This is a genomic window from Kocuria gwangalliensis (assembly GCF_039544365.1).
Lineage (GTDB): Bacteria > Actinomycetota > Actinomycetes > Actinomycetales > Micrococcaceae > Kocuria > Kocuria gwangalliensis.
On record NZ_BAABLN010000005.1, the window covers coordinates 29,917 to 43,097 of the forward strand.

The window sequence follows — 13,181 nt, forward strand, 5'->3', positions numbered from 1 at the left end:
AGACATGAGCATCCACAACAACACCGCACCGCGCATTCTTCTGATCCCCGGGGCCTGGATGGGTGAGTGGATCTGGGAACCCACGGTCGACCAGCTCCGTGCTCAAGGGTTGGAGGCAGCGTCCCTCACCCTGGGTGGCCTGGAACCCGGGGCCGTGGCGCACCATGTCAGTTCCGTCCGGCTCGAAAGACATGTCACCCAGGTCGCCGATGTCATTCTCGAATGGCCGGACCGGCCCGTGGTTCTGGTGGGCCATTCCTATTCCGGGATAGTTGTCGGCCAAGTCGCGGACCGCCTGCCGGACCGCGTGATCTCGTCCCTTCATTTCGACAGTTTCCTACCGATCAACGGACGCAGCCTGATCGACGACTGGGGTTCGGACCCGGCCGAGCGCGCCCGGGAACGATCCGATATCGAGAACGGTCACGGTCACCCCTTCCACTGGGCACCGCCACCCCCGCAAGCGCTGGAGCTCGAACCGGGGCTCACTCCGCAGGACAGGAAGTTCCTCCTGAAAAGATTCACCCCGCACCCCGGACACACCGTGCTCGACCCCGTTCGCCTGGACCGTCCCGTCACCCAGCAGAAAGCGCTTTTCGTAGCCTCTGCCGCGACCAACATCCCGGCCGTCCTGCGAACACCGGACGCGGCCACGTGGGACATCCGCATCATGGACTCCGGCCATTGGCCGATGCTCGAACGCCCCCGGGACGTCATCGAGCTGATCACCGAACTTGTCCAGTCGCTCGACTGACCACCCGCTACCCCTACGCTGTCCCCATGACCCACATCCGCTCCGCCCGCCACCGTTTCCACGGCCACATTGCCGGGGCCGGCACCTCCGGCGGCACCCGCCTGGTACTCGGCTGCTGGACCCGCACACCCCACGGTCCGTTCGCGGACGTCATGGTCGCCCACCCGGACGGCCGCCGCGAGCTGCTCGCCCCGGATGAGTGGGTCGCGGACTTCGTGGCGAACACCTACACGTTCGACGACGTCCGCATCGTCCCCGTGGACGTCCAGCGCACCGGCACCACCAAGAACTCCACATGGACCATCAAAGCTGGCCCCCTCACCTGGAACTTCATCGTGGGCCCGCGGCATCCCCTGGGATACGCCTTACGGGCCGTACCCACCCCGCTCAGCCGCACGTTGATGTTCACGCGAGCGAGCGACCTCGTCGCCAGTCGAATCATGCCCGGCGTACGCACGGTGGGAACCGCGGGCAACGACCGGCTCGAGTGGTACTCGGCGAGTGACCTCCACGGGTTGAGCGAGTCGACCGCGGCCTGGGACGGCGCAACTCTGGGCACTTTGACGGAGGTGACGCCGCCGCCGGACTTCGGGTTCAGCTCAACGCCACGGAAACCGAGCCTCACGGCTTTGACGAGCACTGTGCGCGTCCACGTCCGCCCTGGGAATAATCCGCACATTCCCTAAGCAGCCTGCCAAATCGCAGCCGGAACCTGGTAGACAAAAGGTACTGATCCTTTTCAGTCCTAGGAGGTCTGTTTTGTCCACGAACGAGAACAACATTCCGCAGGTCCCCGGTGTCCCCGGCGTCGAACCGGCATCCGTTGAAGAACCCACGACTCCCCGCCCGCCGCTTCCCCCCAAGGCCGATCAGTCCGGCCCGGAAACGGTCACACCCACCGGCGCGAAGACCGGTGTGCCGAAGACCGCGAATGCCCAGCAGGGTGAGTACCTCACCACCGCTCACGGCGCTCGTTTGACCAACTCCGACCAGTCCTTGAAGGCCGGGGCCCGCGGCCCGATCCTGCTGCAGGATCACCACTTCCGCGAGAAGATCTCCCACTTCGACCACGAGCGCATCCCCGAGCGCGTGGTGCACGCCCGCGGTGCCGGCGCCCACGGAACGTTCCGCGGCTACGGCACAGCATCCAAGATCAGCCAGGCCGGTCTGTTCGCCAAGGACAAGGAAACTCCGGTTTTCGTGCGCTTTTCCACGGTTCTCGGCTCCCGCGGCTCGGGCGACCTGGCCCGTGACACCCGCGGTTTCGCCACCAAGTTCTACACGGACGAGGGCAACTGGGACCTGGTGGGCAACAACATGCCCGTGTTTTTCATCCAGGACGCCATTAAGTTCCCGGACGTCGTGCACGCCGCCAAACCCCAACCGGATCGCGAGATCCCGCAGGCTCAGTCCGCCCACGACACGTTCTGGGATTTCGTGTCCCTCCACACCGAGGCCCAGCACCACACGCTGTGGAACATGTCCGACCGCGGCATCCCGCGCTCCTTCCGCATGATGGAGGGCTTCGGTGTGCACACCTTCCGCCTCATCGCCGAGGGCGGGGAAACCGTGCTGGTGAAGTTCCACTGGAAGCCGCGCTTGGGCGTGCACTCCGTGACCTGGGAAGAAGCTCAGCTCATCAACGGCGCGGACCCCGATTTCCACCGCCGCGATCTGGCTGATGCCATCGAGGCCGGCGCCTTCCCGCAGTGGGAATTGGGCGTGCAGGTGTTCGAGGACAACGATGACCAGACCTTCCAGGGCATCGACCTGCTGGATCCCACCAAGATCGTGCCCGAGGAACTCGTTCCGGTGGAACCGATCGGCCTGATGACGCTGGACAAGAACCCCACGAACTACTTCGCCGAGACCGAACAGATCGCGTTCAACCCGAACAACCTGGTCCCCGGCATCGACGTCACCAACGACCCGCTGCTGCAGGGCCGCTTGTTCTCCTACTTGGACACCCAGATCACCCGTTTGGGCGGCCCCAACTGGAACCAGTTACCCATCAACCGTTCGCACGCCCCGGTCAACGACATGCTGCGCGACGGCATGCACCAGACCGCGGTGCACGGTGGCGTGGCCCCTTACCGTCCCAATTCGCTGGACGGCGGTAACCCGTTCGAGACTCCCGCGGACGCCCGCCCGTTCATTGACTACCCGCAGCCGGTGGCCGCATCCGTCAAGGAACGCAAGCGCCCGCAGTCCTTCGAGGATCACTTCAGCCACCCGCGTCTGTTCTGGCTGTCGCTGTCGGAAGTCGAGCGTGAGCACACCGCGCAGGCCTACGCTTTCGAACTCGGCAAATGCTGGGACGAGAACATTCGCGTGCGCCAGCTCCGTCACCTGGCCTCGATCGATCCGGACCTGGGTCGCAACGTGGCCACGATGCTCGGTCTGCCCGAGCCGGAGCCCACCGAAGCTCCGGCCAAGGACGTCGAGCCCTCCGCCGCGTTCACCCAGGTGGGCAAGACGTGGCCCACCGAGGGCCGCCAGATCGGCATTGTTGTGGGTCCGGACGTTGACGTGGCCGCGCTCAAGAGCCTCATCATTGCCGTGGACGAGGCGGACATGGTGCCGCTGGTCATTGCGCCCACCGGTGGCGAGGTCGGGGGCGGTGTAGTTGCCCAGCGCACCTACCTGACCGCGCGTTCCATCGAGTTCGACGCCGTTCTGGTCGCCTCCAACGCGGCCCCCGGCAACGACGCCCACCACGGTTTGGACGCCAAGGCCGCCGCAGCCGGGCCCGAAGGTCTCGACCCCCGCGTTGCCCTGCTCCTGCAGGAAGTGTGGCGTCAGGCCAAGGCACTGGGCGCTTGGGGCTCCGGCGCCGAGGTGTTGACCACGCTCAAGCTCGATGACAGTGCCGGCGTTGAAACGGGCAGCGATCCCGTGGAGGTCTTCAAGACCATCATGGCGCTGCTCAGCCAGCACCGCGCCTGGGACCGTTTCCCGACCACGGGTCGCTTCGCCTAAGCCACCCCACCGTAAACGCCTGCCGCCCCACTGACTTTCAGTGGGGCGGCAGGCGTTTATACGCCCGGGGGTGAGATGACTACGGGAGTCCGTGAGCGGCGTCGTCGCAGCTGGCGCGGCCATGTGCAGCCGGGACCACGCACCCCGGGGCCATGCAAGTCAAGTGGTTGTCACGGTTCTACATGCGAGGACGCACTTCTCAATAAATATTGAGTGTGCTGACGTGGAGTTTTTAGATGGACCCAACTCATTTTCTTATCGTCAGGAGCTACCGTGCGGACACTTATCTTGCTCGCCCTTGTTGGATTCGGGGCGCAGCTCGTGGACGGGTCCTTGGGCATGGCCTACGGCGTGACCTCGTCCACGCTGCTCCTCGCCGTGGGCTTGGCCCCCGCCTCGGTCTCGGCCACGGTGCACCTGGCCGAGGTGGGCACCACACTCGCCTCGGGTGTGTCCCACTGGAAGTTCGGAAACATCGACTGGCGCGTGGTCGCGTTCATGGCCCTGCCCGGCGGCATTGCGGCGTTCTTCGGGGCGCACGTGCTGACCCTTTCGGGCGAAGCAGCGGCCCCGGTGATGTCCGTGGTGCTGTTGGCTCTGGGGATCTTTGTGGTGTGGCGCTTCCTGACCATTCCGGACCGGCGCCCGGACTTCAAGGGCAAGATTCCCGGCTTCCTGCTGATTCCGTTGGCCGCGGTCGCGGGGTTCATGGACGCGATCGGTGGCGGTGGTTGGGGCCCGGTGGGCACCCCCACTCTGCTGGCTTCGGGCAAGATCGCGCCGCGCAAGGTCATTGGTTCGATCGACACGTCCGAGTTCGTGGTGAGCCTGGGCGCCTCCGCGGGCTTCCTGTTGGCACTGGGTAGCCAGGGCATCAACTTCGGTTTTGTGATCGCGTTGCTGATCGGCGGCGTGTTCGCCGCGCCGATCGCCGCATGGCTCGTCCGTCTGATCGCCCCGCGCGTGCTTGCAATTGCCGCCGGCGGCCTGATTATCTTCACCAACGTGCGCACGATTTTGCGGTTCGACGCCGTGGAAGCAATCGTTCCCGGGCCGGGCACCTATTACACGATCCTGGGTGCGCTGGCCGCACTGTGGATCGCCGGCGTGGTGTGGGTGGTCCGCCGCGAGTTGGCCGACCGGAAGGCCGAGCGCTCGCTCGGCGAGCCGGAGAAGGTGCTGGTCAAGTAGTAAGGCCTACGACGCCGCCGCTCGGCCGGGTTCACGGGGCATTACCCCGGATACCCGGCCGGGCGGGACGTTCGGAGACTGCGCGGCTTTCCCGCTACAGCGTGAGACCGAACCCGTAGGTGTACAGGTTTCCGTCGCGGTCGCGGTAGGCGTACTCGTCACCCAGGAACTTCCCGGGCACGTCGCGCGGTGAATCGGCGATGGCTTGAGCGGACACCGGCATGGCCATGGGAAGTCGACCGGCCGGACCACCGTCCTCCCCGGACAGCGAGCGCAGCAGGTGCTCGGGTTTGATTTCGAACGTGATGGCCACGGCGCGGGCGTCGGGTTCGAGCTCGGCCAGCAGCCACGGGTTGGTCGCATTGACCACCAGCAGTGTGGGGACGGTCTTCTCGATCTCCCGCACGCGGTCCACGTCCACGCCGTTGTCGCGGGGATCCAGGGACAGTGAGACGCCTTCGCGGTCGTCTTCGAAGAGGGCGATCTCGGGACGAGCCCAGATGAGGGCGAAGTCCGCATCCTCGGGTGCGCCGGCGATCTCGGCAGTCGGCCAGACCGACGCAATGGCCTCCTCCAGTTGACCCTGCACCTGCTCGATTTTGGTGCGGCCCGTGACCAGGGGATAGACCTTGCTGGAGAGGCACCAGAGCGGCGTCGGCGTCGTTGCGAAGAAGCGTGACCGACCGACGTTGCGCGCGCTCGCCCAGGGCCGAGACCTCGGGGGCTCCGATGACCTCGATCGCGTGATCGGCGCTGACGTACGGGTTCTCGAACAGGCCCAGCGAGAAGATCTCGGTGAGCAGGCGTGCGACGGGTTGGTCGAGATCGGAGGCGGCCAAGTGGCCCCTCTCGACGGCGGCGATCAGCTGGGCGGGGTTGGCCATGTCCGAGAAAATATCGGTGCCGGCGTGCACGGCAGCGGCGAACCGCTCGGCCTCGCTGAGCTCCTCGACACCCCACATCATGGCGTCGATGACACCGGAATCGGAATTTACGTAGCCGGCATGGCCCATCTTCTCGCGCAGCAACTGCTGGATGAAGGTGCGGTTGTAGGCGAACGCAACTTCTTCGAATTGGGTGGTGGGTTCCTGCCACAGGTCCCGGGTGAGCTGGGGCGCGGAGTTGTTCATGGGTCGCGCGTAGTAGGGCATGATCGAGGCTGCGCCGGCGTTCAGGGCGGCTTGGAACGGGGGCAGGTGGTAGCGCTCGAGTGCGTTCTCGGTGGGGTACTCGTTGGTCTGGCCCCATTCGAAGTGCGGATCATGTCCATCCAGGCGCACGCCGCCGCCCGGGAAGTGCTTAATGGTGGTGGCCACGGATTCGTCGCTGAGGGTCTCGCCCTGCAGGCCACGCACCACGGCGCCGATGTAGTCCGAGACCAGCTCCGGGTCCTCACCGAACGTGCCGTTGAAACGGGACCAGCGCGGCTCGGACGCGAGGTCCGCCATGTAACCGTAGAGCTTATGGATACCGCCGGCGCGCCATTCCTTGGCGATTTCGCGGCCGAACTTCTCAATGAGTTCGGGGTTGTTCAGAGCTGCCAGGCCGAGCTCACCGGGCCATTCGGAGAAGATCCCCGTTGATTCGTTCACCCCGAACTGGGACACGAGCGCCACGTGGTTGCGGGGGTTGGATGCAAAGATGGCCGGGATACCCAGACGCGAGTTTTCCGCCAGTTCCTGGACGGCGTTGGTCCACTCAGCCAGCTCGTGGGGAGTGAGATTGTCACGGACCACGAAGTCGCGCTGGCCACGTACATTAATGGCTTTGTCGGTTGCCGAGGTCACCAGGACGGGTTCTGCGAAGGGAACTCCGGTGATGGGGTTGGCGTCTCGCCAGACGTCCTCTTGGTTGAGGATCTGTCCCTTGACCGGGTGGGGGAGGAACGCGGAGTACCCCGGATAATGCGAGCCGATGATCATCAGCCCGGCCTTTTCCTCGGTGGTCATCCGGGAGACGAGGTCGCGCGCACGTTCGGTCGCGGGGAGGCGCCAGTCCTCGAAGGGCGAGAGCATGTCGTCGCCGTCAAGATCGCGGAACGTGAGTCCGTCCTGCACGATGTAGCTGCCGGTCGTGCTGCCGAGTTCGGGTTGAGTAGTCATGTTTGCGGCCCCTTCGTCGCGTCCAACGCCGTGCCACGGCTGCGGCGCTGACCATCCCTAGAACTGAGACAGCTCCGACCACGGCGATCTAATGGTCACTGTATTCGCGGGGCCCGCGCGACGCCCGCGGTTGGCAATAGTTGCCAGGGGCCGCGTAACAACCGCGGGCACGACGGCGCTGGGTCGGGTTTGCGGCGGCACCCATTGACTTGGACCTTGGTTCAACCGTTTGGGTGACGGCATGAGCACAGACCCATTCAACATAGGACCCGTGACGATTCCTCCAATGGCCTTGGGAACCATGTACTTCGGTACGCATGTCCCCCGCGGCCAGGCTTTCGCCTGCTTGGACCATGCCTATGAGGTGGACGTATTGGTAGCGCGCGTTACCGAGCGTGCCGCTAGTGGCGCCTCGGGCGGACGTCGGTTCGTGTTGTAGTTGTCGCGCAACGTTCGGAGAGGTTGCGGCCGTTCGGGTGGGGTTTCTCGAAGTGATCGGTGAGCCAAAAGAGCATGGCGTAGTTCTTTTCGTCGCCGAGGATTTCGGGCGTCCTATAGAGGTGCACGGTGATGTGGTGCCAGGTCGGGACGGGGTCGCCAGGGGCATACCAGCTCGAGATGACGTAGTCGTGCGGGCCCCACACCAACTGGGTTCACACCAGAGCGACCACAGCCAGGACGGCCTGTGCCGGCAGCGTCTTGTCGTTCGACACTTGGTGTGCCCTCGGGCGCCCAACGTGGGTCTGCAAGTTGGTCAGGGACCGGTTGCTTCTTCGATCAGGGCGATGATCGTCTCGGTGGCTCCGGTCGCGTCCACAACGCTCCAGCCCCGGGCTCGGGCGAGTTCCAGGTATGCGGCCCGGCTGCTGCGCAGAAAGTCCCGCGACTCGAGATCCTCTCCGCGAGTGAGGATTCGTTCGTGGGCGGTCTCGACCGGAACGTCGAGAACGACCACGGCGTCCGGGTGCAGCAACGTGGCCGACGCCCACGGCAGGACGCAGCCCGGTGGCAGGCCTCGGACCTTTCGTAGCACCAGTTGGCACACCAGGTGACGGTCGATGACCACCAGCCCGTCCCGGCGCCCGGCCCGGGCCTGGGACACCAGGACGTTGATGGTGCGCACCACTGTCTCCACCCGGTCCGCCCAGGACACAGGAAGTTCTAGCCCCACCCGTGCCGAGGTGCGCGCCAGCCAGCGGCGACCGGACCGGTTGCGCAGCACCACCGCCGGCCGGCCTGACTTCCGCTCCGCTGCGGCCAGTGCCGCGGCCGTGGTTGTCTTCCCGGCTCCGTCGATGCCCAGCAACACGATTCGTCGGACGCGGCGAACCCGGGCGTCACTGGCCCGCTGCCCCCGTCTTGCCCGCTCGGTATGACTACCGTCTTCGCCTGCAGAGGACGCGGCGTGGTCGGGGCCTCGTGGCACTGGCCACCGGGGGCCCATCACCGGCTGAGGTTCCCCGGGTGCCGGGGGGCGGACCGCAGTGGCATCTTGGGCCGGATGGCCATCTGGTGTACTGCGAGGACGATCAAAGTCATGAACACCAGCTCACCGCTGGTCTCAAGCAACGCCAACGCGGTGCCCGCCAGAGGTGGGACGTGGGGTTCCACGATGACGTGCAACTGATCGACACCCACGCCGAACATTGCCAGAAATGCGACCAGTCCGGCCAGCAGCCAGAAGTCTCCCCCTGCGTACCTCGGGGCCCGGAGGTGGCCGATTACCAGGACGATGCCCAGCACAAAGGCCATTGCCGCCCAGACCAGGAGTTCCCCGAGGTCCTGGGGCCAAAGACCTGCGACTGCGGGCAGACCAAGAGCTGAGACGAGCACGGCTCCGCCACGTTCGTGGATCTGCAGCAGGTCATCGACGGTGATGGCGAGGATGACCAGTGCCCAGACGCCGTACACCGCGGCGTGCCTGGTGATCCACAGGAAGAGCAACATGATCGTCGCGGCGACGAGTTGAACGTGGCCCAGGATCTCGATGTGCGATTCGTCGTAGTCACCGTTCCACGCGGGGCGGGAGAATATCGGATGAGACGGTTCGTGCGGCTCGTCCACGAACAAATGGATCAGATTGCCCAGGAGTAACAGCAGATTCAGGATGAGGAGTGTGGTGCGCGCCATCCATACCTGTTGCGTGGGATCCAACGCCTCGGGTTCCCGAACCTGCTGCTGGGGATCCCCGCCGTCATCGGTGGGACCGGCCCCGTCGCGCGGGCTGTTGTGGACGGGGGTGATGGCGGTTTTTCTCGAGGACGGGGTCGACAAGCGTATCGCCTCCATAGTAGTTCAGGGGGATCTGCCACGGCTGTCCCCTCGAGGGCGGCGGCGAGTCCGCCAGTCGGCTCATGACTTCGAGCAGGTCTGACCACGCCGTTCTCGGTCAGTGACCGCGACCCGGTCCACTCACAGCTCACCGTGGGCCGGTGTTGCGCGTCGTGGGCGCGCCGGGCGCAGTTCCACCCATGTCCGTGCACGGAAGTAGCACGGGGGATGGAGTGTCGGATCAACCGTGGTGTTGAACGCCGATCCTAGCAACATCGATGGACCATGATGGCAACCACTACCAAGTTCGGGTGCCTTCATCGATATGTCCTGGTTAGACCACTATCGCGGCCTGATCCACAAAGAAGATGTCTACAAAACTTAGCGCAGCCCACCCCAGCTACCAGCTCGAACCTGGATCGGTGGATCGAGGCCAAGTGCGGGTCAGGTATCTACGCGCTGGCCTATTCAGCGGGTTGAACCTCGCTCTCGACAACCCACTTGTGATTCGTCATTTTCATCCCGCCCGCCTCCACATCCACCATGTAAACGGTCTCATCGGTGGAGCTCTCGATCGTGGCCTCCGCCCCCTGCATCCCGGCCATGTGGTCGGCAGTCAGGACGACCTTTGTGCCATCCGGCAGGGGCGGCTCGCCCGGGTTCTGGAGTTCCTCGTGGACGACCCACTTGTGATCGACCACGGGGTCACCACCGGAGGTCGGCGTGTACGTCACCGAGTAAGCGGTCGTGTCGAAGGCGCCCGTGATGGTGGCCTCGCTCCCCTGCATACCCGGCATGTGATCGGCAGTCAGGATTACCGTAGAACCGACCGGGTACGTCGGATCGGTTGCTTCCACAATTCCCTCCGGCGCGGGACCGCCATCCGGATTGTGCTGGTGCCCGGCGTCGCCCATCCCCTCGTGTTCCTCGTGAGCGTTGGATGTAGACGGTGACGCGGTCGCCTCTCCGCTAGCAGATGCGGTCGCGGATGCTGCCGAAGTTACGAGGCCATCTTCCCCTCCTGTGTCCGCGCCGCACGCCGTCAATGCCAAGGCAGCGGCAAGCGTCAGGCCCCCCAGGGTGGAGGGGCGTCTCATAATGAATCCTTCCGTTGTTGATCGGGGCCTACGCGCCGAGCCACTCATCGATGGTCGTGGTGGTGACGTGAGCATCCGCAGGAATCAATCCGCCGTTCGCGATACCGCGGCCCAGATACGGGGCCTCACGAATGGCCTTGGGCTGCACGCCGTCGATCGAACCCTGGGCGGCGAGGATTCGCCGGGCGAAGTTCGCCGCGGAATCGACCTGGGGTCCCCTGACGGCCACGATCTCATTGCGAGCGGGACGAGGTTCGGTCACGACATCCGCCATGAATGCCGCCACATCGCTCATTGCGGCCGGAGCCATCAACATGCTCGGCAGGATCGTCAGTGGCCCCTTGGTCACCCGGTGAACGAGCACCGGGATCAGCTCGAACCACTGCGATGAGCGCACCGTGGTGGAGGCGATGTCGGCTTCTTGGTAAAAGTTCTCCTGAGCGGCCTTGCCCTGGTAGTAGCCATATCGGTGGTTCACCTCGGGATTGGCAGCTCCCGCAATGGAGAGACACACAATCCGTCCGACGCCGCGCGCTTGCGCCGCGTGGACAACGTTTCGAGCCGCGCGGGTGAAAAACTCAATGGACTTCTGAGCACCGAGGGAATCGATGTGCAAGGCATCAACCACGGTGTCCACGCCGTCCAGGCCCCGTTCCAATCCCTCCGGAGACATCACATCCACGCCGTGGCTGCGGCTGATCCGCACCACATCATGGCCCTGCTGTTCCAGTTTCGCAGAGACGGCCGAGCCAAAGTTTCCGCTGGCACCCAGCACCGCAATGTTGCTCATGCATCTACACTAGCCACGCAGAGAGGCCCCAGATAGGCCCCGCGCTCGACTTCCTGACGTTGGTCCTGGCCTCGGGCCGTTCTCAGTCCCCCGTCAGCCCGTCGATGGATTCCCTGATCAGATCCACGTGCCCGTTGTGGCGGGCGTACTCCTCGATCATGTGGGTCATGATCCAGCGGAGGTTGGGGGTTTCGCCATGGTGTGTGGCCTTGCTGCGGGCGTCCAGGCCATCTTCCATGAAGGCGCGTCCGGCATTGTCCCGGGCGTGGGAGACGCTCTTCCGCCAGTTCTCCACGAGCTCGGTCGGGTCGTCCTGGAGGGCGGTATCGAAGTCCCAGTCCGGTGAGGTCTTCCAGTCCACGGACGCCCAAGGTTCGAGGTCTTCTTCGGCCCAGAGGACCTCCCGGAACCATTGATCCTCCACCAGCGTGAGGTGCTTGATGAGACCGGCCAAGGTCATGGTGCTGGGGCCCAACGTTTGGGCCAGCTGAGCCTGACTCAGCCCGGAGGTCTTCCACGCGAACGTGGCCCGGTGGAAATCCAGGAATCCCCGTAGTGTCTCCCACTCGTCACCGGTAATGGGCGGTTCTGGGCGGCCGTGCTCATCCGTTTCAGTAGTCATGCCATTGAATGCTATCCGGGTGTCCCACGGGTGGCTCGGTCCGAGGCAGTTCGTTGATGACAAGCTGCCTCATCAGGGTTCATGGAAAGCTGTCATTCATGATCCCGTCCGACATCACTTTCCGCCACGTTCCAGCTGGCAGCATTACGCTGCGGAATGCGCGAACCGGGACCGCGCGCGACGTCGTACTTCGGACGTTCCAACTCGCCGCAACCCCGATAACTGTCGAGCAATTCGGTGGCACGGCGGGCATTTTGACAGCTGACCGGCCTGCCGCACCCGTGACGTGGCTCGATGCGATCAGGTGGTGCAATGCGGCGTCGCCGACCGAGGGCCTCTCGCCCGCGTACACGATTGCTGATGACTGGGTGTTCTGGAACCCTGCCGCGGACGGGTACCGGTTGCCGACCGAGGCCGAATGGGAATTCGCGTGCCGCGCCGGAACAGCCGGTCCAACCTACGGTCCACTGTCTGAGATCGCCTGGACCGAGGCGGACGGCGTCGAATCGGCCCAATCCGTGGCAACCAAGCAACCCAATGACTTTGACCTTTACGACATGATCGGGAACGTGTGGGAATGGTGCTGGGACCTGGCGGACCCGGCACGGTACGGACGTTACCGAAGCCTTCGGGGCGGGGGTTGGGCTGATCCTACGTGGAGCTGTCGTGTATCTGTTCGACGGGGAAGCGCACCGGACGCAGTCATCGACGACGTCGGTTTTCGACCGGCGCGCGGCACCGTGGGTGATCCCGGCGCCACGGAAGCGCAGGGCTGGTCCGACAAGGAAGATCGCGCTCGCGCGAATCCCCGAGGACTCGTTCCGTTCGGCTGGACGCCACTCAAGGACTTCCCGACGAACTCGATCTGATCGGGTCGACGGACACCGGAATGGCCGCACCATCGCGCTCGCGCAGGCGGCGAAATTCTTGGGCGAACAGTTGTTCGAATTGAATTCACCGCCGAACCGACGCCGTGTTCGCACCAATGAACCGGGCGCCGCGCGCCGTCGGCCTGAGACTGCCACATTAAGCTCACGGCACTGACACGAGTTCATGTATTGCGCGTAGCGTGGGTACATGGGTGACGTAGTGAAGTTTCCGGTACCTGGATCCCCGTCAGAGCTACTCTGGCGCGAGTCCGTGGGTGCTGTGCTGCGAGAGGAACGCCTCGACCGGGGCGAACGCATTGCGGATGTCGCCGGTCGAGCCGGGGTCGCGCCGCAGTACCTGTCCGAAATCGAGCGCGGGCGGAAGGACCCCTCGTCCGAGATCTTCGGTGCGGTAGCGGGCGCTCTGGACCTGACCGTTGGCGAGGTTGCGCGTCGTGCCGCGTCCACTGTCGATCGCGGCTCATTGTGCCTTGCGGCCTGATCTA

Annotated in this window: 13 protein-coding genes; 6 read left to right on the forward strand and 7 right to left on the reverse strand. The window is 64.9% G+C overall.

What is annotated here, in order from left to right:
* The first annotated feature begins 4 nt into the window (after positions 1 to 4).
* The 4 genes from ABEA06_RS02600 to ABEA06_RS02615 all read left to right on the forward strand — a co-directional run bounded on the left by ABEA06_RS02600 (position 5) and on the right by ABEA06_RS02615 (position 4,924).
* A complete protein-coding gene (locus ABEA06_RS02600) occupies positions 5 to 754 on the forward strand; it encodes an alpha/beta fold hydrolase (protein ID WP_345310478.1) in 750 nt (249 codons plus the stop codon).
* 26 nt (positions 755 to 780) lie between these two features.
* Positions 781 to 1,440, forward strand: a complete 660-nt coding sequence (locus ABEA06_RS02605; RefSeq protein ID WP_345310479.1) for a hypothetical protein — start codon at positions 781 to 783, stop codon at positions 1,438 to 1,440.
* Between the two features lie 73 nt (positions 1,441 to 1,513).
* Positions 1,514 to 3,733, forward strand: coding sequence for a catalase (locus ABEA06_RS02610; protein WP_345310480.1), 2,220 nt, complete (start codon positions 1,514 to 1,516; stop codon positions 3,731 to 3,733).
* Between the two features lie 273 nt (positions 3,734 to 4,006).
* Complete coding sequence (locus ABEA06_RS02615) at positions 4,007 to 4,924, forward strand: sulfite exporter TauE/SafE family protein (protein ID WP_312397198.1); 918 nt, start codon at positions 4,007 to 4,009, stop codon at positions 4,922 to 4,924.
* Between the two features lie 158 nt (positions 4,925 to 5,082).
* On the opposite strand, the gene ABEA06_RS02620 is transcribed toward ABEA06_RS02615, so the two are convergent.
* The 7 genes from ABEA06_RS02620 to ABEA06_RS02650 all read right to left on the reverse strand — a co-directional run bounded on the left by ABEA06_RS02620 (position 5,083) and on the right by ABEA06_RS02650 (position 11,806).
* The gene (locus tag ABEA06_RS02620) at positions 5,083 to 7,026 is read right to left on the reverse strand and encodes a glycoside hydrolase family 3 protein (protein ID WP_345310481.1); all 1,944 of its coding nucleotides are present in this window, start codon (positions 7,024 to 7,026) and stop codon (positions 5,083 to 5,085) included.
* Between the two features lie 401 nt (positions 7,027 to 7,427).
* Complete coding sequence (locus tag ABEA06_RS02625) at positions 7,428 to 7,670, reverse strand: FMN-binding negative transcriptional regulator (protein WP_303383649.1); 243 nt, start codon at positions 7,668 to 7,670, stop codon at positions 7,428 to 7,430.
* Between the two features lie 110 nt (positions 7,671 to 7,780).
* Positions 7,781 to 8,335: an AAA family ATPase gene (locus ABEA06_RS02630; protein WP_303383647.1), complete on the reverse strand. Its 555-nt coding sequence runs from the start codon at positions 8,333 to 8,335 to the stop codon at positions 7,781 to 7,783.
* Between the two features lie 134 nt (positions 8,336 to 8,469).
* Positions 8,470 to 9,300, reverse strand: a complete 831-nt coding sequence (locus ABEA06_RS02635) for a hypothetical protein (protein WP_345310482.1) — start codon at positions 9,298 to 9,300, stop codon at positions 8,470 to 8,472.
* Positions 9,301 to 9,761: 461 nt separating this feature from the next.
* Positions 9,762 to 10,394: a YdhK family protein gene (locus ABEA06_RS02640; protein WP_345310483.1), complete on the reverse strand. Its 633-nt coding sequence runs from the start codon at positions 10,392 to 10,394 to the stop codon at positions 9,762 to 9,764.
* Positions 10,395 to 10,422: 28 nt separating this feature from the next.
* Positions 10,423 to 11,184 (reverse strand): SDR family oxidoreductase, encoded by a 762-nt coding sequence (locus ABEA06_RS02645; protein WP_345310484.1) that lies wholly within the window; start codon positions 11,182 to 11,184, stop codon positions 10,423 to 10,425.
* An 82-nt stretch (positions 11,185 to 11,266) separates the two neighbouring features.
* The gene (locus tag ABEA06_RS02650; protein ID WP_345310485.1) at positions 11,267 to 11,806 is read right to left on the reverse strand and encodes a DinB family protein; all 540 of its coding nucleotides are present in this window, start codon (positions 11,804 to 11,806) and stop codon (positions 11,267 to 11,269) included.
* Between the two features lie 98 nt (positions 11,807 to 11,904).
* On the opposite strand from ABEA06_RS02650, the gene ABEA06_RS02655 reads away from it, so the two are divergent.
* Together ABEA06_RS02655 and ABEA06_RS02660 are read left to right on the forward strand one after the other, a co-directional pair.
* Positions 11,905 to 12,675: a formylglycine-generating enzyme family protein gene (locus tag ABEA06_RS02655; protein WP_345310486.1), complete on the forward strand. Its 771-nt coding sequence runs from the start codon at positions 11,905 to 11,907 to the stop codon at positions 12,673 to 12,675.
* Positions 12,676 to 12,883: 208 nt separating this feature from the next.
* Positions 12,884 to 13,177 (forward strand): helix-turn-helix domain-containing protein, encoded by a 294-nt coding sequence (locus ABEA06_RS02660; protein ID WP_303383603.1) that lies wholly within the window; start codon positions 12,884 to 12,886, stop codon positions 13,175 to 13,177.
* The last annotated feature ends 4 nt before the right edge of the window (positions 13,178 to 13,181 follow it).

Coding starts and splice junctions, on each gene's coding strand:
- ABEA06_RS02600 (WP_345310478.1), top strand. CDS start 5: ATGAGCATCCACAACAACACCGCACCGCGCATTCTTCTGATCCCCGGG.
- ABEA06_RS02605 (WP_345310479.1), top strand. CDS start 781: ATGACCCACATCCGCTCCGCCCGCCACCGTTTCCACGGCCACATTGCC.
- ABEA06_RS02620 (WP_345310481.1), bottom strand. CDS start 7,026: ATGACTACTCAACCCGAACTCGGCAGCACGACCGGCAGCTACATCGTG.
- ABEA06_RS02640 (WP_345310483.1), bottom strand. CDS start 10,394: ATGAGACGCCCCTCCACCCTGGGGGGCCTGACGCTTGCCGCTGCCTTG.
- ABEA06_RS02645 (WP_345310484.1), bottom strand. CDS start 11,184: ATGAGCAACATTGCGGTGCTGGGTGCCAGCGGAAACTTTGGCTCGGCC.
- ABEA06_RS02650 (WP_345310485.1), bottom strand. CDS start 11,806: ATGACTACTGAAACGGATGAGCACGGCCGCCCAGAACCGCCCATTACC.
- ABEA06_RS02655 (WP_345310486.1), top strand. CDS start 11,905: ATGATCCCGTCCGACATCACTTTCCGCCACGTTCCAGCTGGCAGCATT.
- ABEA06_RS02660 (WP_303383603.1), top strand. CDS start 12,884: ATGGGTGACGTAGTGAAGTTTCCGGTACCTGGATCCCCGTCAGAGCTA.